Consider the following 18396-nt stretch of genomic DNA (forward strand, 5'->3'; position numbering starts at 1 on the left):
ATATCGACTATAAGGTCCGTATCAGAATAAGAGTGAATGATATTGCAGACTGACCGTTGTTCCGGCTCGCATAGTATCTGAAGTGGACAGAGAACCGGCACATCAGAGGGAAATCTGTATATGATTAATTAGGGTGGCACCGCGGATATTTCGTCCCTGACTTATTTGATAAGTCAGGGACTTTTTTGTTGGAAAAAATCCGGCCAGCGGCTGAGCGCCAGCATCTCCCCATCAGGGAAAGGAGCAGCCATGAAACGAATCTTCAAAGTTTACACCAAGACCGTCAGCCTCATCGAGGAGACGGCAGTGGACGTTTACAGCAATTTTGTCGGGGATGACAAGGGCTTTCTGCTGGAGAGCTATGACAAAAATTATGACCGGTATGTTTTTCTGGGAAGAGAACCGGAGGCTGTCATCCGGACGGAGAACAGCCAGTTGACCGTGTACCGCAGAGACGGCAGCAAGCTGGTCGTGCCGGGAAACCCTGCCGAGGCGCTGAAAGAATATTTTGACAGTTTTGAGATTTCCTGCGAAGGTGCGCCGCTTCCGTTTTCCGGAGGACTTGTGGGAGCCCTTGGGTATGACTTTGTCCGGTATCAGGAAGATTTGTCGGATCATAATGATGACGAAATCGGTATCGATACTATTCAGCTTATGCTGGTTACTGAATTCCTTTCCATTGATCATGTAGCGGAAACCATGACCGCCGTGATTCTGGAAGAAAATAGTGAGGAAGGAGAAAAGAGCGTTGTTTCCAGACTGGAGGAAATGATAAGAAAGGCGCTGGCAAAAACAGAAAAAGTAAAAATGACAGATGAACAGGAGACTGACGGGAAGATTATTCATCGGTCAGATACGATGGAAGAGTACTGCGGAAAGGTTGAGAAAATAAAAAAGTATATACGGGAAGGGCACGTTTTTCAGACGGTGCTGTCACAGCGCTGGACTGTTGAGACCGGGCAGGATGGATTTACTCTCTACCAAAAACTTCGGGAAATGAATCCATCCCCGTATCTGTATTATTTTAATTTTGGAGATTTTGAAATAATAGGAAGCTCGCCCGAAATGGTTGTCAGACACAAAGACGGCGTTGTCACCACCTGCCCCATCGCGGGAACCAGACCGAGAGGAAGAGACGAAAAAGAAGATAAATGCCTTGAAGCCAGTTTGTTCAATGATCCTAAAGAAAAGGCAGAGCATGTTATGCTGGTAGATCTGGCCAGAAACGATATGGGAAGAATCGCAGAGTTCGGAAGCGTCAGAGTGAAAGATTTTATGCATATACAACGATATTCTCATGTGATGCACCTTGTTTCTTTCGTGGAGGGAAGAAAAAAACAGGAATACCAGGCGGTTGATCTGATTCGCGCCTTTCTGCCGGCGGGGACTTTAAGCGGAGCGCCGAAGGTGAGAGCCATGGAAATCATTGATGAGCTGGAAAGTGTGCGAAGAGGACTGTACGGCGGAGCGGTGGGTTACATGGATTTTGGCGGTAATATGGATTTCTGCATCACCATCCGGACGATGATCAAAAAAGGCGACCGGGTATATATGCAGGCGGGAGCTGGTATCGTGGCCGACAGCGATCCGGAACAAGAATATCAGGAATGCTGCAATAAGGTGCGGGCGCTTGCACGAATTTTAGTGAAGGAGGAAAATCTATGATATTGCTGATTGATAATTATGATTCCTTTACCTATAATCTGTACCAGTATATGGGAATATTCGACAGAGATATTCAGGTGGTGCGCAATGATAAAATCACTGTGGATGAAATCAAAAAACGGTCTCCGGAAAAAATCGTTTTTTCGCCTGGACCAAAAAGTCCTGAGGACGCCGGTATCTGCGTAGATGTGGTGCGAAAGTTTTATGATAAGATTCCTATTCTGGGTATTTGTCTCGGGCATCAGAGTATAGGGGCCGCTTTTGGTGCGGAAATTGTTCATGCGAAAGCGCTGATGCATGGAAAACAGTCGTTGATCACACATTCCGGCAGAGGAATCTTCCGGGGAATTCCCAATCCGGTCCGGGTGGCGAGATATCATTCTCTTGCGGTGGATGAGAAAACGCTTTCGCCCGATTTTGAAATACTTGCCAGAACTGAAGACGGAGAAATCATGGCTATGGAGCACAGGAGGTATCCTGTCGTCGGCATCCAGTTTCACCCGGAGTCGGTGTTCACGGAACATGGCAAAAAGATGATAGAAAACTTTTTGAATTATGACAAAGGAAGGGGAGCATTATGATACTGGACACTATTGTAAAAGATAAAAAAAGACGGCTTGTGGAACATAAGGCGGCTGTCCCGGAAAAAGAAATGAAGCGGATGGCTCTTGCTTCTGACAGAAAAAGCATTTCCTTCCGCAAAGCTCTGGCCAGGGACGGACTGTCCATCATCGGAGAATTTAAAAAGGCGTCGCCAAGCATGGGGAAAATCACTATGACAATGAAACTTGCTGACCGGATCGCTGATTATAATAATTCCGTGGACGCAATCTCCTGTCTGACAGAAGAGGATCATTTTTTGGGAAATGTGGATTATTTCAGAGAAATCCGACGCATCACGCCGCTGCCGATGATTCGGAAAGATTTTATCATTGACGCCTATCAGATCTATGAGGCGAAGGTTATCGGCGCCGACTGCATCCTGCTAATCGCAGCTATTTTAACCGATGAGCAGATGAAAGAATTTTATGAGCTGGCATATTCTCTTGACATGGATGTGCTTCTGGAAGTTCATGATGAAGAGGAAATGAAAAGGGCGCTGAGAATAAAGCCCGAAATCATTGGCGTCAATAACCGGAATCTGAAAAATTTTACAATTGATTTGGAGACTACCCGGCGGCTGCGGCCTTTGGTGCCGGAAGAAACAATTTTTGTATCAGAAAGCGGAGTGACCACCGGGGAGCATATCCGTTTTCTCCGGCAGTGCGGCGTGGACGCCCTTTTGATCGGAGGAGCATTTATGCTGTCAGATCATCCGAAAGAAGTGGCGGGCGAATGGAAATCAATTTATGACTGTGGCCAGGAGGTATAGGGATGCGCAGAGCACGAAGAAAACTTATCAAAATCTGCGGTCTGACCACGGAGCAGGACGTCAGGTACGCCAGCACATTTCTTCCCGATCTGGCGGGATTTGTTCTTTTCTTTCCTAAAAGCAAACGTAATCTGGAAATTGCCCGGGCGATAAAACTGAAAGAATCTCTGGACAAAAAGGTAAAAAGTGTGGCGGTGGTGGTCTCTCCCTCAGTGGAACAGGTGGAGATAATTCAGACGGCAGGATTTGATTATATTCAGATTCACGGAAGCCTCGCTGAAGAAGTCTACGACGCGGTGCATATTCCTATATTGAGAGCTTTCAATGTCAGCGATATGAATGAATTTACCCGGATGCAGAAGCTTGATAAAATTGAGGGCTATATTTTTGATTCCCATGATCCCGGCAGCGGCAGCCCTTTTGACTGGTCGCTGCTGGAGCAGATACAGAGAGACGACAGGCTTTTGTTTCTGGCGGGCGGTATCCATGAAGGAAATGTGCAGGAGGCTATGATCCGGGTAAATCCCGACGGTATTGACGTAAGCTCCGCGGTGGAATATATAAAACCGGATTCCGGTGGCATAAATGGAGGCCAGGACAGATATCCGGACGAAGGCGGACGCTGTGCCGGAGAAGAGAAGAAGATAATAAAAACCCGGGGCAAGGATCCGGAGAAAATGAAAAGAATAATAAGGATGGTGCATAGTTATGAACAATAAAAAATATGGAGAATATGGCGGACAATATGTGGCGGAATCTTTGATGAATACTTTAAAGGAGCTGGAAAAGGCATACAGGGAGGCAATCAAAGATCCGGAATTTATCAAAGAATATGAATATTACCTGAAAGATTATGTGGGACGGGAAACGCCTCTTTATCTGGCACAGAAATTGTCGGAAAAATATGGGACTAAAATTTATCTGAAACGGGAAGATCTGAATCATACTGGCGCTCATAAGATCAACAACGTGATTGGACAGATTCTTCTGGCAAAACGAATGGGAAAGAAAAAGGTCATTGCCGAGACCGGCGCGGGACAGCACGGCGTGGCAACGGCCACAGGCGCAGCTCTTTTCGGCATGGAATGTACAGTGTACATGGGAGAAGAGGATATGGCAAGGCAGGCTCTCAATGTTTTCCGTATGGAAATGCTCGGCGCCCGGGTGGAATGCGTGAAGACGGGCAGCCGAACGCTGAAAGACGCCACCAACGAGGCTATCCGCACCTGGGCGAAAAATGCGGAGGATACTTTCTACATTATTGGTTCCGCTGTGGGCCCGCATCCGTATCCGGAGATGGTAAAGCAGTTCCAAAGGGTTATCAGCGAAGAAACTAAAAGGCAGATTCTGGAGAAAGAAGGCCGGCTGCCGGACTGCGTCATCGCCTGCGTGGGAGGCGGTTCCAACTCCATCGGCATGTTCGCGGAGTTTATCGACGAAAAAGATGTGGAATTGATCGGCGTGGAAGCGGCTGGCTGCGGAATCGGGACAGGAAAGCATGCCAGCGCCTTTTCCGTGGGACAGGCGGGGGTCCTCCACGGCATGCGTTCCTATCTGCTTCAGGATGAGGACGGCAACGTACAGATTGCCCATTCTATCTCCGCGGGGCTGGATTATCCGGGCGTAGGGCCGGAACACGCTTATCTCCATGACAGCGGCCGTGCGCATTATGTCTCCATCACTGATGATGAAGCCATGGAAGCGCTGCGGGAGCTGTGTATGGCAGAAGGAATCATCCCGGCCATCGAGAGCGCCCACGCTCTGGCCTACGCATTTAAAAAGGCAGCGTCTATGGCGCCGGAACAGATTATGATAGTCAACCTTTCCGGACGCGGTGACAAAGACGTACACACCATTGCAGATTATTTTAAAGACAGGGGGTACAAATAAGATGGAAAATCGAATTGAGAAACGAATGAGAGAACTGCAGCAGACTGGCGGGAAAGCCTTCATCACATACATGACCGCCGGGCTCCCGGATATGGAAGGCACAAAAGCGTTAATCCGTGCCGAGGCAGAGGCGGGCATCGACGTCATTGAGCTGGGAATTCCATTTTCCGATCCGACCGCCGACGGCCCGGTCATCCAGGACGCCTCCTACCGCTCCATCTGCAAAGGCACCAATTTGAAGAAGGTATTCGATGCCGTGGAAGAAGTGCGCCGGGACTGCCAGGTGCCGATCGTCTACATGATGTATTACAATACCATCCTTCACTACGGCGTGGGGGCGTTTGTGGAAAAATGCGCCGCCGTCGGTGTGGACGGACTGATCATTCCTGACCTGCCAAAGGAAGAGCAGCAAGAATTGTCTGACGCCCTGGCCCGGGTGGAAAATGCCCCGATTCTTATTCAACTGGTGGCTCCGGTCTCCGCAGATCGCATCCCGATGATCCTCGAAAACGCCCGGGGCTTCGTGTACTGCGTCTCCTCCATGGGCGTCACCGGCCAGGCCGCGGACTTCCACAAAAATGTCCGCGCCTACTTGGAAAATGTAAAGGCCGCCTCCAAGATCCCCGTCATGATGGGATTCGGCATCCGCACCGCCGACGATGTGGACGGTTTCATGGATACTATAGACGGCTGTATCGTCGGAACACATTTTATTGAGCTGATGGAAGACTCGGACTACAATCTGGAAACGGCAAAAGAGTACGTGCGGAATTTTAAAGAAGGACTGGCGAAGGCAGCGGAAATAGGGTATGCTAATATAAAACGATAAGGAGCGACAATCATGAAAGAGACAAAAACCAACGTTATGCGTATTCTTGAAAAAGAAAAGATAGATTATGAAGCGAAATTTTATCCTCATGGTAAGGAAGCAGTGGATGGCGTCACCGTGGCGGAACTCACCGGGCAGAACCCGGAGCAGGTATTTAAAACGCTGGTGACCGTCAGCAACAAAAAAGAATACTTTGTCTTTGTAATACCAGTGGCAGAAGAACTGGATTTGAAAAAGGCAGCAAAGGCTGTGGGAGCCAAATCCGTGGAAATGATTCATGTGAAAGATATCAATAAAGTGACTGGATACATCCGGGGAGGCTGTTCTCCGGTGGGCATGAAAAAGGCTTACCGAACCACGTACCATGAGACGGCGGAAAAACAGCCGGTCATCATGGTGAGCGGGGGTAAGATCGGTACGCAAATTGCCTGCGCTCCAGAAGATCTGCTGCGGCTTACAGACGGACAGTATGCGGATGTGTGTAAATAAAACTGGAGCATATATGCATAAAACATGGAGAAGATTATAATAATCCAGGAAAAGCTTTCGGCTTCTATTGCCGGAAGCTTTTTTTTGGATTATACTGTGAGGGACAATACATTTCATTGAAGAAAAGAGACGAATCATGGCTGTAAAAAAGAATTCCAAAAAGAAATATATCGTCGTATTTCAGGATGAGGACGGCAACGTACTGAAGACTTCTTTTGTGCCGGAAGGGGAGGCGGCGAGTCCCCCGGAAGTTCCGGCGAAGAAAGGCGAGACGGAGCATCATGAGACTGTGTTTGCCGGCTGGACCACGGACTTTTCTCAGGTGGCAGATAATCTGGTGGTGAAGGCGGTTTATAAGGAAGTGCCGAAGAAGTATCTGGTCATGTACTTTCATGAGAACGACAGACTCCTGGGTATGGAAAGTGTGGCCTATGGCAGTCCGGCAAAGGCGGAGCCTCGGCCGGAGAAGCCGTCGGATGAAGAATACGAGTATACATTTGCCGGGTGGAGCTGTCCGCTTGACTGCATCGAGGGGGACACCAGAGCCAAGGCGGTTTTTGAACCTAGGAGAAAGGTGTTTACGGTGCGTTTTTTCCACGAAGACGGTTCGCTGCTCAAAGAGGAGCAGGTGCAGTACGGGGAAAAAATGCATCCGCCGGCAGCGCCGGCGAAAGAAACGGATATGGTGTATCACTACGAGTTTGAGAGATGGAGCGAGGAGCCGGAATGCATAACAGAAAATGTGGACATTTATGCCGTGTTCAGATCCGTCTATAACGAGTATACCGTTGCATTTTATGACGGGGAAGAGCTCCTGCAGGAGGAGACCCATCATTACGGGGACGCCCTCACATTTCCGGACATCAAAAAGAAAGGGTACGACCTCTTCTGGTCGGAGACGTCGCAGCAGGTGGAAAGAAGCTGTCATATCCATGCGGGATGGACATTTTCCAATCCGGTGGGAAAGGAAGTGTCCAGCGGCAGAGGGACATACCGGATCGTGAACCCGTCTGTGAAAAACGGAACGGTCGTCTGCACCGGATATGCAGATGAGAAGGCCGTGAGTCTCACCCTTCCGGAACGGGTAAAACTGGGGGACTATTATTACCGAGTGGAGGGAATCGGCGACCGTGCCCTGGAGGGATGCAGGCATATGCGGAAGCTGTATCTGCCGGATTCGCTGTCATATGTGGAAGACCGGGGACTGGCAGGCTGCCGCAGGCTGAAGACCGTCGTATTCGGAAAAGCGTTGCGTGCCATCGGCGCCGAGGCTTTTGCCGGAAATGTACGGATGAAGGAGATTGTTCTCCAAGGCGCAGTTCTGAAGAAATGCCACAGACATGCTTTTGGCGGCGCCCCTCGCGGTCTTGTTCTGTACGTGCGTGCGGCAGACCGGAATCAGGCGGAGCGCGCTTTGCGCAGCGTGTCCGGGCGCAGCAGCCTTGTGATTCGGCAATTGATGCCGTCGGAGAATAAATAAAGAAACGGAAAGAAGGATGAATACTTATGTGGTTGTTGTTTGCTTTTGGCTCAGCATTTTTTGCCGGTGTCACGGCGATACTGGCAAAATGCGGTATCAAAAACATTGATTCCAACGTGGCGACTGCCGTCCGCACGGTGGTTGTTTTGCTATTTTCCTGGCTGATGGTCTTTGTGGTGGGCAGCCAGTCGGGAATCACGGAGATTGCACCACGGACTCTTGTTTTTCTGGTGCTGTCCGGACTTGCCACAGGCGCGTCCTGGCTGTGTTATTTCCACGCGCTGCAGATCGGTGATATCAACAAAGTGACGCCGGTGGATAAATCAAGCGTGGTGCTCACTATGCTGCTGGCTTTTATCTTTCTGGGGGAGGAGATCTCGGCTCTAAAGGTTGTCTGTATGGTTTTGATCGGAGCGGGTACCCTGCTGATGATCGAGAAAAAGAAGGCCGATGTGCAGACTGACAAAACCGGAGGTCTTGTCTGGCTGCTCTATGCGTTCGGGAGCGCTTTCTTTGCCAGTCTTACCTCTATTCTCGGAAAAGTGGGGATTGAAGGCGTGGAGTCCAATCTCGGAACCGCCATCCGTACCATCGTGGTTTTGATTATGGCGTGGCTGGTGGTGGCTGTCACCGGAAAGATGTCCGATGTGAAAAAGATTGACCGCACCAGCTGGATATTCCTGATTCTGTCCGGATTTGCCACCGGAGGCTCCTGGCTGTGCTACTACCGCGCTTTACAGACCGGACCGGCCAGCGTGGTAGTTCCGGTGGATAAGCTGAGCATCGTTGTTACCATCGTATTTTCTTATATTGTCTTCCGGGAAAAACTGAGCCGAAAAGGACTGCTGGGACTCATCATGATCGTGGCGGGAACACTTCTTCTTGTAATATGATGATACAGCGCTGCCAATGCAGAGATGCTGTACGTGTGGAATCGTTCAAGTCAGCGAGAAAAAATAAATAAGAGAAAATAGTATCTGAATGCCTGTCTGCAGGGAAAACTTATGTTTTCCCTGCATTTTTTATTCCTGGAGAATCTCTGCAGACGAATCAATTTTTATATCGTTACGATTTGTCAATAGGGAAAATGACAAAAAAATACATATGAATTTGCTGTGCTGAAAGGGTTTGAAAGAAAATGCTATTTTTTTAATGATGGAAGGTAAATAATTGGTTTTTGACGTGATGTGTGCAACTGTTAACGCATGTTAATTCGTGATTGGACAACCCAATATATAAATTAATACTAAAAAATATGTCCAAAAATCTGTAAAAATGCCGAAAAAAATAAAGGGTATTGCATAAAAATGGATAAATGATATAATTGAATCATAAAGATTGGGTGACCCATTAAGGGAGGAGATTAAATTGTTGTTTTTGAGGTTTGTTTTCGCGGTTCTGCCGATTTTGTGGCTGGTCATTGCGCTGAGTGTGCTAAAAATTGCAGGTCATAAAGCGTGTGTGGCTGCTCTGTTACTTACGGCGGTGCTCGCAGTATTTTATTGGAAACTGAGTGTGGTCAATACCCTTACAGCGGGACTGGAAGGTGTTCTGAACGCACTGTGGCCAATCTGTCTTGTCATTGTAGCAGCTTTATTCACCTATAATCTGACGCTGGAAACCGGAGCTATGGAAGCTATCAAAAAAATGCTGGCGGGGGTTTCTGTGGATGAGCGGGTTCTTTTACTTATTATCGGATGGGGCTTTGGCAATTTCATGGAAGGAATGGCTGGTTTTGGAACGGCGGTTGCCATACCGGCTTCCATGCTGGTGGGAATTGGGCTTGATCCGATGCGCGCGGTACTGGCGTGTCTGGTGGTGAACTCAACGCCGACGGCGTTTGGTTCTGTGGGAGTGCCGACAGTAACTCTCGCATCGGTAACTGGCCTTGATGTTTTGCCGCTTTCGGGCGACGTGGCGTTGATTCAATGCATTCTCACGTTCTTATCGCCGTTTTTCATGGTATGCATTATGGGAAAAGGCATAAAAGCGTTGAAAGGAGTATTTCCTATGACGCTTATCGCAGCGCTGTCTTTCACCGTACCGTGGTTTATTGCGGCTCAGGTTATTGGATGTGAACTGCCTAATATCATCGGCTCGATTATTTCGCTGGTATGTATGGTTGCGGCGGCGAGATTTTTGAATAAAAATCCGGAAGAAGAGTATGCGATTATGCTGGAAGAAGACGATAGAAGCGCGGGACTCAGCGTGGCGGAAGGTGTGAAGGCATGGAGTCCGTTCATCCTTATTTTCTTCCTTCTGATATTTACATCAACTCTCTGTCCGCCAATACATAATCTTATTGCAGGCATTGCTACTTCGGTAGTGGTTTATGCCGGCGAGGGAGGCAGCACCCTGACTTTCAGCTGGATTAATACGCCGGGGGTTATGATTTTTATTGCGGCAATTATCGGAGGATTCATTCAGAAGGCGTCGGCGGGGACCATGCTTCGGGTTTTGGGAGAAACTTTAAAGAAATATTGGAAAACGATTCTCACTATCTGCAGCGTTATGGCGACAGCTAAAGTAATGGGATACAGCGGAATGATTTCCGATATCGCCAATATGCTGGTGGTGGCGACCGGCCCGTTCTATCCATTGATTTCACCGCTTATCGGAGCGCTCGGAGCATTTGTTACCGGATCGGGCACGTCCACATGCGTACTGTTCGGCGGTCTGCAGAGTCAGACAGCTCTCTCGCTGGGACTGAATCCGTCCTGGATGGCAGCGGCTAATGTGATGGGAGCCGGAATTGGAAAAATGATTTGCCCGCAGGGAATCGCCATCGGAGCAGGAGCAATTAACGCCGTTGGCTCCGAAAGTAAAATATTACGATCTGTTTTTAAATATTTTGTGATCTACGTTGTGCTGGCAGGCATCATCTGTTTTGCCGGAACAGTGATCGGACTGTAGTAATGAATGTGAGGAAGCTGTCTGCAGCTTCTGAAAATAAACTTAGGGAGGTAGAAATATGTATAATCAACTGACACCGGAAATTATCGAACAGATTAAAGGCGTTTGCCAGAATGTTTTTCTTGGTGAAGACATTAATCCGGATTACGCCAAGGATGAGATGCCGATTTACGGTACACATATGCCGGATATGGCAGTGCAGCCACGTTCCACAGAGGAAGTAGCGGCTGTCATGAAAATCTGCTATGACAATAATATTCCTGTAACGCCGAGAGGAGCCGGTACAGGTCTCGCCGGCGGCGCGGTTCCTCTTTACGGAGGAGTTCTCATTGACATTTCCAAAATGAATAAAATCATTTCTTATGATATGGAAAATTTCGTAGTTGAGATCGAAGCAGGCGTCCTGTTAAATGATCTGGCGGAAGACTGTCAGTCCAGAGGAATGTTATACCCGCCGGATCCGGGCGAAAAATTTGCCTGCGTAGGCGGTAACGTGGCAACCAACGCCGGCGGTATGCGCGCGGTCAAATATGGAGCTACCAGAGATTATGTCCGTGCCATGACCGTAGTTCTTCCTACCGGTGAGATCACTCATCTCGGTGCTACGGTATCCAAAACATCTTCCGGATATTCTCTGCTGAATCTGATGATCGGTTCTGAAGGAACGCTTGGTATCATCACTGAACTTACGCTGAAAATTATCCCGGCGCCTAAGGTGGTGGCTTCCCTTATTATTCCATTTGAGGACCTTGATACGGCTCTTTCCACCGTGCCGAAGTTTAAGATGGCGCACATGGATCCGCAGGCGATTGAGTTCATGGAAAGAGAAATTGTTTTGTCCTCTGAACGTTACATTGGGAAATCTGTATTTCCGCAGGAGCTGGAGGGAACACAGATTGGGGCATATCTTCTTGTAACACTGGACGGCAAGAGTGAAGATGAGGTGGATGCGCTGATTGAAGAAGCGGCGGAGCTGGTTCTGGAAGCGGGAGCCATGGATGTACTTGTTGCAGATACTCCTGGAAAGATCAAAGACGCATGGGCGGCACGATCCTCTTTCCTGGAAGCTATCATGGAAGAGACAAAACTTCTTGATGAATGTGATGTTGTGGTTCCTGTCAATAAGATTGCGGAATATCTTGCGTTTGTGAATAAAACAGGAGAAGAATGCGGACTGGAGATTAAATCTTTCGGACATGCCGGCGACGGTAATCTGCACATTTATCAGTGCTCCAATGATCTGGAAGAAGAAGAGTTCAAAAAGAGAGTGGATAAATTCTTTGACATTATTTATAAAGAAGCAACCAATTGCGGCGGCCTGGTATCCGGAGAGCACGGTATTGGTTCCGGCAAGGTGAAATATCTGGTGGAATCCGTAGGCGAGACTAATATGGCGCTCATGGAAGGTATCAAACGTGTCTTTGACCCGAAGATGATTCTTAATCCGGGCAAGGTGTGCTATCGTCTGTAAGAAATAGGAGGAAATAGAATGAATATTTGTGTTTGTATCAAACAAGTACCTGATACCAATGAAATCAAGGTAGATCCGGTTACACATACTTTGGTTCGTAAAGGAGTTCCGAGCGTGGTCAATTCTTTTGACACCTACGCACAGGAAGTGGGCGTGCGTCTGAAAGAGAAACTGGGCGGAAAAGTTGTTGTTATTTCTATGGGACCGGAACAGGCAAAAGAAGCTATCAAGAGCTGTCTGGCTGTGGGAGCTGACGCCGGATATCTGATTTCCAGCAGAAAATTCGGTGGTTCCGACACACTGGCAACAAGTTACATTTTATCGGAAGCCATCAAAGTGGTGGAAGAGAAGGAAGGACTGAAATTTGATCTGATCCTCTGCGGTAAGCAGGCTGTAGATGGAGATACTGCCCAGGTGGGACCGGAGATTGCAGAGCATCTGGATCTTCCTCAGATCACTTACGCCCTCGATATTGTGGAAGAAGATGGCGAGATTCAGGTGAAACGAGAATATGACGAAGGTTACGACATGATTTCCACTAAGCTTCCGGCGGTTGTGACGGTTGTGAAACTGCCGTACGAGCCTAGATATCCGACGATCAAAAGTAAGATGGCGGCAAAGAAAAAGGAGATACCGGTGCTGACAGAAGACGATATCCCGGCCATCGACCTTTCCCGCTGCGGATTAAACGGTTCTCCTACGAAAGTGAAAAAGACCTATACGCCTGTAAAGGAGAAAAACGGCGTGAAGCTGCAGGATCTGGAAGCGGCAGATGCGGCAGAGCAGGTTGTGAAACTGATTTACGATGCAAAGATTTTGTAAGGAGGACTGAAAAATGAGTAATCTCACGGATTATAAGAATATATGGGTTTTTATTGAGACAGAATGTGGCAAACCGAAAAATGTCGGTTACGAACTGTTAAATGTAGCAAAACCGCTGGCGGAGACAAAAGGCTGTGAACTTGTCGCCGTTGTCATCGGTAATAATATAGAAAATGTGGCAAAAGACGCCATTTGCTATGGCGCGGATTCTGCGATCATCGTGGACAGGGAAGAATATGAAATGTATACCACGGACGCTTTTGCAAAAGCGCTTACGGCCCTGGTGGAAAAATATAAACCGGAAACACTGATGATTGGAGCTACCAATAACGGACGTGATCTGGGTCCAAGAGTTTCCTGTCGTTTAAAAACAGGTCTGACCGCAGATTGTACAGGTATTGACATTGATGAGGAAACCGGCAATGTGGCATGGACTCGTCCGACTTTCGGCGGTAACCTCATGGCAACGATCATGTGTCCGGACAATCGCCCGCAAATGGGTACCGTTCGTCCGGGTGTGTTTAAGAAGGGCGCGTACGATGAGAATAGAACTGGTGAGATTGTAAAAGAAGATATTGCGGTTGCTCCGGAAGAAATCCGTACTTCTCTGGCAAAAAGAGTGAAGGAAGTGGCAGAATCCATTAATCTGGAGGAAGCAGAAATCATCGTCTCCGGAGGACGCGGCGTAGGTTCCGCAGAAAACTTTGCTATCTTAAAAGAACTGGCAGACGTTCTGGGAGCTACAGTCGGCTGCAGCCGTGCGGTTGTTGACGCAGGCTGGATGCCTCATGCACATCAGGTGGGGCAGTCGGGTAAAAATGTTGCGCCGAAGTTGTATTTTGCTATTGGTATTTCCGGAGCCATCCAGCATGTGGCAGGTATTTCCGGGGCAGATACTATTGTGGCTGTCAATAAAGATCCGGATGCACCTATTTTTGATGTGGCAGATTACGGAATCGTTGGAAACTTAAATGAAGTTGTTCCTGCGCTGACCGCAGCATTTCAGGCGCAAAAAGCATAACTGGCAGGTAACTACCCGCTTCTGCGGGAAAACATAAATCTGGCGGATAATTTCTAGTACGATAAAAATAATTACGAGTCAGATTCAAAAAGGATATGGTTATAATTCAGACAAAATTGAACCAGGAGGAATGAAAATGAATTTCAGACAGGATGAAGAGCACAAAGATATATTGGAAATGGTCCATGAATTTGCGGTAAATGAGGTAAAACCTTTGGCTGCAGAAATTGACCGTACAGAAGAATTTCCGATGAAAAATGTAAAAATGATGGCGGAAATGGGACTTATGGGAATTCCTTTCCCGGAAGAATACGGCGGATCCGGAATGGATACGCTTGCATATATCCAGACGGTAGAGGAAATCAGTAAATACTGTGCATCCACCGGCGTAATTTTATCCGCCCATACTTCGTTATGTTGTACACCTATTTATCAGTTCGGTACTGAAGAGCAAAAACAGAAATATTTGCCGAAACTTTGTTCCGGTGAGTGGATTGGCGCATTTGCACTGACTGAGCCGAATGCAGGAACGGATGCTTCCGGTCAGCAGACAGTCGCTGTGGACGCCGGAGATCACTGGGTGTTAAATGGTTCAAAAATCTTTATCACCAACGCAGGTGCGGCTGATGTATTCTTTGTGCTTGCCATGACAGACAAATCTCAGGGAACAAAGGGAATCTCTGCTTTTATAGTGGAAAAAGGTTATCCGGGATTCACTATCGGTAAACATGAAGATAAACTGGGAATCCGTGCATCCTCTACATGTGAGCTGGTATTCGAGGATTGTATCGTACCGAAAGAAAATCTCGTAGGAGAACCTGGCAAAGGATTCAAATATGCCATGATGACTCTTGACGGCGGACGGATCGGTATCGCTGCCCAGGCTCTTGGTATTGCAGAAGGCGCTCTGGAAGAAACAACAAAATATATCACTGAAAGAAAACAGTTTGGACGCAGAATTTCTCAATTCCAGAATACACAGTTTGAGATGGCGGAAATGCGCGCCAGCACAGAAGCGGCAAAACTTCTTGTTTATCAGGCTGCATGTGCAAAAGACGATCATGAACCGTTTTCACATAAAGCAGCCATGGCTAAGCTTGTGGCTTCCAGAAATGCCATGGACGTTACAACACGCTGCCTGCAGCTTTATGGCGGCTATGGATACACAAAAGATTATCCGATTGAGAGAATGATGCGTGACGCCAAGATTACGGAAATTTACGAAGGAACTTCAGAAGTTCAGATGATGGTAATTTCCGGATGGATGGGAGTAAAATAGGAGTTGGTATAGCATGGATATAAAACTGCCTTTTTCTACAACGGGCATGATGCTGCATTTGGATGATGGACTGGATTATGAGATTTTGACCTCCTCCATCGAATCCATGTCCAAAAATGATAGAACAGAGGACGAGATCGTGCTTGAAGCGATGGCGAATCCTATCGGTTCCCCGAAACTTTCCGAGCTTGCCGCGGGCAAAGAAAATGTGGTGATTATCTGTTCCGACCACACAAGGCCGGTGCCGACAAAACACATTATTCCGTTTATGCTCAAAGAGATCAGAGAAGGAAATCCGGAAGCAAAGATTACTCTCCTGATCGCCACCGGTTTTCATCGGGCTACCACAAAAGAAGAGCTTATTGGCAAGTTCGGAGAAGATATCGTGGAGAAAGAGAATATTGTCATTCATGACAGTCAGGATATGAATGCTATGGTAAATATTGGCGTTTTGCCGTCCGGAGCTCCGCTGCTGATCAATAAAGTAGCGGCAGAGGCAGATCTGCTGGTCAGTGAGGGGTTCATAGAAACGCATTTCTTCGCCGGTTTTTCCGGCGGAAGAAAAAGCGTTCTGCCAGGCGTATCCAGTAAAGTGACGGTACTCGGTAACCATTGCTCTGCATTTATTGATTCTCCGTACAGCCGGACGGGGATTCTTGAAAACAATCCAATACATAAAGACATGATTGCGGCAAGCCGGATGGCAAATCAAAGATATATAGTAAATGCAGTCATTGACGCTGATAAAAAAGTGGTGCATGCCGTGGCGGGCGACGCCATTGAAGCACACGAAGCAGGATGCCGTTTTCTGGAGAACTACTGCCAGGTGACGCCTAAACGTGCGGCGGATATTGCCATTGCGACCAACGGAGGATATCCGCTGGATCAGAATATGTACCAGTCTGTAAAAGGAATGACGGCTGCAGAGGCAGCGGCGAAGGACGATGGAATTATCATTATGGTATCCAATTGCGGCGACGGTCATGGGGGAGAAGGATTTTATGAGGCTTTGAAAAATTGTTCCAGCCCGGCGGACTTAATGGAAGAAATTCTTAAAGTGCCGCAGGATGAGACAAAACCGGATCAGTGGGAATACCAGATTCAGTGCCGGATTCTCATGCAGCATAAAGTAATCTATGTGATGTGCGAGCAGTATCGGAAAATGGCGCAGGAAATGGGATTCCAGGTGGCGGCGGATGTAAATGAAGCGTTGAAAATGGCGCTTCAGGAAAAGGGAAGAGACGCCCATATCGCTGTTATACCGGATGGAGTTTCCGTCATGGTAAAAAAACCGGAATAAATATGTTTGCTTAATGTGGAATTCATTTTTCACATTTTAAGGATGGGCCTGCAGATGAGCAGCAGGCCTGTCTTTTTATGTTGAACGGCGGTCTGCTTTTTTACACAACAGTATTCTTGCCTTTTTTTGCTTGAAAAATCCAGGGGAATCTTTTAAAATGGAAGAACTTGCGAAGAGCACCGTGAAAAGGATTGCAGGAGGTCAACATGGATTATTTTGAAGAGTACAAAAGCTATATAAGTTATAAAAAAGAGGATAAAAAGGCATACCAGTATGTGTTTGATCATTTTTCAGAACAGATTCTGTCAGGAGAGCTGAAATTAAATGATAAGATTCCCCCGGAGAGAGAAATTGCGGAGCAGCTTAACGTGAGTCGTAATTCCATTCGGGAAGTCATGCACATGCTGGAAATCAACGGTCTGCTGGAGTGCAGGCAGGGCAGCGGCAATTATGTACGGTGTGAACCGCAGGAATATATGACGACTTTTATAAATATGGTTATGTCTCTTCAGAATATTAATTATACGGAAGTGTATCATATTCGAATGGGTTATGAAACGGTGGCGCTGAAGCTGGCAATGAATCAGGCAAGTCCGGAAGAAATAGAAGGAATACATCAGGTCCTTCTGAAAATGGATGAGATCATTGATCCGGAAGAGAGCGCAAAGCTGGACGCAGAGTTCCATAATCGCTTGATAGCTGCTTCGCATAACCGGCTGATTATCCTCTATTATTCTATGCTCAGAAACTTCATGAACCGGTTCATCGTAGATTTTCGTGTAAAGATAATGGAAGAAAAAGGGCGCGCAGAAGCTCTGCAGCGTTCTCATTGGAATATTTATGATGCTTTGGTGGACAAAGACTTTGTGGGCGGCAGCTCTGCCATGCAGAAGCACTTTGATATAGTAGGAGAACAGCTTGAAATTATGGAGAAGGAATTTCAGAAAAAAACTTCGGAAAAAAATCAGGAAATATAGAACAGTTTTATTTCAGTGGAGATAAAAAAGCGTGTTTCTATATAAGAATGATGAAGCAAAGGGATAAAAGATTGACAAAACATCATCAATCTTTTTCCTGCCTTTTTCTGAGAAATGAAAAAATAGTATGAAATTCTTAAAATGGAAGAAAATTCATACTAAATATTGCGTTGCAAAAAATATCAAAAAAATGCTTGACGCACATAGAACATTGTGATATCATACTTTTCGTTGCACACGAAGAAACCAATTTTGAAAGAGAAATGAAAGAATTTCGTAAAAATATTTCAAAAAAGTTCTTGACAAACTTCAAAAGTGTGATATAATACAACAGTTGCTCGCGAAAAGAGCTTATAAAAAACAAAGTTTTGAGAAAAACTTGAAAAAAGAAATGAAAAAAGTTCTTGACAAGTTCAAAACAATGTGATAAAATACAGAAGCTTTTTTGGTAAAGCAAACAGCAAGTTGATAACTGAATAACAAAACAACCTCGAACGTTCAATTTAATTGAGTATTCGGATCCTGAAGCGAGTGATGTCGGCGAGAGGGATCCATGGAAGAGAACGAAGTTCGAATCCTAAACAACAGTAATGAGCAGTTTAAGGACCAGTGGTTCTTGAGACTGGATACAGACATTATGCCTGTTCAGCATGCATCTCGATTTCGGATGCGGAGCATCCTTCATCTCGATGTGGCTGAGCGCCATATGGCATCTGTCGAAAAGGCCTGCTTGCAAGCGAGCTTGCGCAGGACATTTTCGCGCATCTGCCGCATGGCTGAACAGGAAAGCATTTTATTTGAGAGTTTGATCCTGGCTCAGGATGAACGCTGGCGGCGTGCCTAACACATGCAAGTCGAACGAAGCACCTTTTGAGATTCTTCGGATGA

Annotated in this window: 16 protein-coding genes, 1 rRNA gene and 1 other annotated feature (1 of these 18 running past the window's edge); all 17 genes read left to right on the forward strand. The window is 47.0% G+C overall.

Going from position 1 to position 18396, the window contains the following annotated elements; all coding sequences use genetic code 11:
• Positions 1-161: a binding site (T-box leader), on the forward strand (it extends 155 nt beyond the left edge of the window).
• 88 nt (positions 162-249) lie between these two features.
• Positions 250-1665 carry an anthranilate synthase component I gene (trpE, locus tag B5F87_RS13405; RefSeq protein WP_087281856.1) on the forward strand — a complete coding sequence of 472 codons (1416 nt, stop codon included), beginning with the start codon at positions 250-252 and terminating at the stop codon, positions 1663-1665.
• Positions 1662-2246, forward strand: coding sequence for an aminodeoxychorismate/anthranilate synthase component II (locus B5F87_RS13410; protein WP_087281858.1), 585 nt, complete (start codon positions 1662-1664; stop codon positions 2244-2246). The genes trpE and B5F87_RS13410 overlap by 4 nt, the downstream gene beginning before the upstream one ends.
• Positions 2243-3037 carry an indole-3-glycerol phosphate synthase TrpC gene (gene trpC, locus B5F87_RS13415; protein ID WP_087281860.1) on the forward strand — a complete coding sequence of 265 codons (795 nt, stop codon included), beginning with the start codon at positions 2243-2245 and terminating at the stop codon, positions 3035-3037. Before B5F87_RS13410 ends, trpC begins: the two co-directional genes overlap by 4 nt.
• Before the next feature lie 2 nt (positions 3038-3039).
• The gene (locus B5F87_RS13420) at positions 3040-3756 is read left to right on the forward strand and encodes a phosphoribosylanthranilate isomerase (protein WP_087281861.1); all 717 of its coding nucleotides are present in this window, start codon (positions 3040-3042) and stop codon (positions 3754-3756) included.
• Positions 3746-4927: a tryptophan synthase subunit beta gene (trpB, locus tag B5F87_RS13425; RefSeq protein ID WP_087281863.1), complete on the forward strand. Its 1182-nt coding sequence runs from the start codon at positions 3746-3748 to the stop codon at positions 4925-4927. The genes B5F87_RS13420 and trpB overlap by 11 nt, the downstream gene beginning before the upstream one ends.
• Before the next feature lies 1 nt (position 4928).
• Complete coding sequence (trpA, locus tag B5F87_RS13430) at positions 4929-5756, forward strand: tryptophan synthase subunit alpha (protein WP_087281865.1); 828 nt, start codon at positions 4929-4931, stop codon at positions 5754-5756.
• A gap of 9 nt (positions 5757-5765) precedes the next feature.
• Positions 5766-6245: a Cys-tRNA(Pro) deacylase gene (gene ybaK / locus B5F87_RS13435; protein WP_343215770.1), complete on the forward strand. Its 480-nt coding sequence runs from the start codon at positions 5766-5768 to the stop codon at positions 6243-6245.
• Positions 6246-6381: 136 nt separating this feature from the next.
• A complete protein-coding gene (locus B5F87_RS13440) occupies positions 6382-7725 on the forward strand; it encodes an InlB B-repeat-containing protein (RefSeq protein WP_087281869.1) in 1344 nt (447 codons plus the stop codon).
• 26 nt (positions 7726-7751) lie between these two features.
• Complete coding sequence (locus B5F87_RS13445) at positions 7752-8618, forward strand: EamA family transporter (RefSeq protein WP_087281871.1); 867 nt, start codon at positions 7752-7754, stop codon at positions 8616-8618.
• 475 nt (positions 8619-9093) lie between these two features.
• Positions 9094-10638 (forward strand): lactate permease LctP family transporter, encoded by a 1545-nt coding sequence (locus B5F87_RS13450; RefSeq protein ID WP_087281873.1) that lies wholly within the window; start codon positions 9094-9096, stop codon positions 10636-10638.
• Positions 10639-10696: 58 nt separating this feature from the next.
• Complete coding sequence (locus B5F87_RS13455) at positions 10697-12109, forward strand: FAD-binding oxidoreductase (protein WP_087281875.1); 1413 nt, start codon at positions 10697-10699, stop codon at positions 12107-12109.
• A gap of 18 nt (positions 12110-12127) precedes the next feature.
• Positions 12128-12931: an electron transfer flavoprotein subunit beta/FixA family protein gene (locus B5F87_RS13460; RefSeq protein WP_087281877.1), complete on the forward strand. Its 804-nt coding sequence runs from the start codon at positions 12128-12130 to the stop codon at positions 12929-12931.
• A 13-nt stretch (positions 12932-12944) separates the two neighbouring features.
• Entirely contained in the window at positions 12945-13952 is a 1008-nt protein-coding gene (locus B5F87_RS13465) for an electron transfer flavoprotein subunit alpha/FixB family protein (protein WP_087281879.1), read from the forward strand.
• A 136-nt stretch (positions 13953-14088) separates the two neighbouring features.
• A complete protein-coding gene (locus B5F87_RS13470; protein WP_087281881.1) occupies positions 14089-15231 on the forward strand; it encodes an acyl-CoA dehydrogenase in 1143 nt (380 codons plus the stop codon).
• Between the two features lie 13 nt (positions 15232-15244).
• Positions 15245-16531 (forward strand): nickel-dependent lactate racemase, encoded by a 1287-nt coding sequence (gene larA / locus B5F87_RS13475; RefSeq protein ID WP_087281883.1) that lies wholly within the window; start codon positions 15245-15247, stop codon positions 16529-16531.
• Positions 16532-16737: 206 nt separating this feature from the next.
• Positions 16738-17508 (forward strand): FadR/GntR family transcriptional regulator, encoded by a 771-nt coding sequence (locus B5F87_RS13480; RefSeq protein ID WP_087281885.1) that lies wholly within the window; start codon positions 16738-16740, stop codon positions 17506-17508.
• 793 nt (positions 17509-18301) lie between these two features.
• Positions 18302-18396 (forward strand): 16S ribosomal RNA (locus B5F87_RS13485); the annotation flags it as partial.

It is taken from the genome of Eubacterium sp. An3, assembly GCF_002159465.1.
In the GTDB taxonomy this organism is placed as follows: domain Bacteria; phylum Bacillota; class Clostridia; order Lachnospirales; family Lachnospiraceae; genus Anaerobutyricum; species Anaerobutyricum stercoris.

Excerpts from the sequence above, each read along its gene's own strand:
- B5F87_RS13420 (WP_087281861.1), top strand. The coding sequence starts at position 3,040 with ATGCGCAGAGCACGAAGAAAACTTATCAAAATCTGCGGTCTGACCACG.
- trpC (WP_087281860.1), top strand. The coding sequence starts at position 2,243 with ATGATACTGGACACTATTGTAAAAGATAAAAAAAGACGGCTTGTGGAA.
- B5F87_RS13480 (WP_087281885.1), top strand. The coding sequence starts at position 16,738 with ATGGATTATTTTGAAGAGTACAAAAGCTATATAAGTTATAAAAAAGAG.
- trpE (WP_087281856.1), top strand. The coding sequence starts at position 250 with ATGAAACGAATCTTCAAAGTTTACACCAAGACCGTCAGCCTCATCGAG.
- B5F87_RS13445 (WP_087281871.1), top strand. The coding sequence starts at position 7,752 with ATGTGGTTGTTGTTTGCTTTTGGCTCAGCATTTTTTGCCGGTGTCACG.
- trpB (WP_087281863.1), top strand. The coding sequence starts at position 3,746 with ATGAACAATAAAAAATATGGAGAATATGGCGGACAATATGTGGCGGAA.
- B5F87_RS13410 (WP_087281858.1), top strand. The coding sequence starts at position 1,662 with ATGATATTGCTGATTGATAATTATGATTCCTTTACCTATAATCTGTAC.
- B5F87_RS13440 (WP_087281869.1), top strand. The coding sequence starts at position 6,382 with ATGGCTGTAAAAAAGAATTCCAAAAAGAAATATATCGTCGTATTTCAG.
- trpA (WP_087281865.1), top strand. The coding sequence starts at position 4,929 with ATGGAAAATCGAATTGAGAAACGAATGAGAGAACTGCAGCAGACTGGC.
- B5F87_RS13465 (WP_087281879.1), top strand. The coding sequence starts at position 12,945 with ATGAGTAATCTCACGGATTATAAGAATATATGGGTTTTTATTGAGACA.
- larA (WP_087281883.1), top strand. The coding sequence starts at position 15,245 with ATGGATATAAAACTGCCTTTTTCTACAACGGGCATGATGCTGCATTTG.
- B5F87_RS13470 (WP_087281881.1), top strand. The coding sequence starts at position 14,089 with ATGAATTTCAGACAGGATGAAGAGCACAAAGATATATTGGAAATGGTC.
- B5F87_RS13460 (WP_087281877.1), top strand. The coding sequence starts at position 12,128 with ATGAATATTTGTGTTTGTATCAAACAAGTACCTGATACCAATGAAATC.
- B5F87_RS13455 (WP_087281875.1), top strand. The coding sequence starts at position 10,697 with ATGTATAATCAACTGACACCGGAAATTATCGAACAGATTAAAGGCGTT.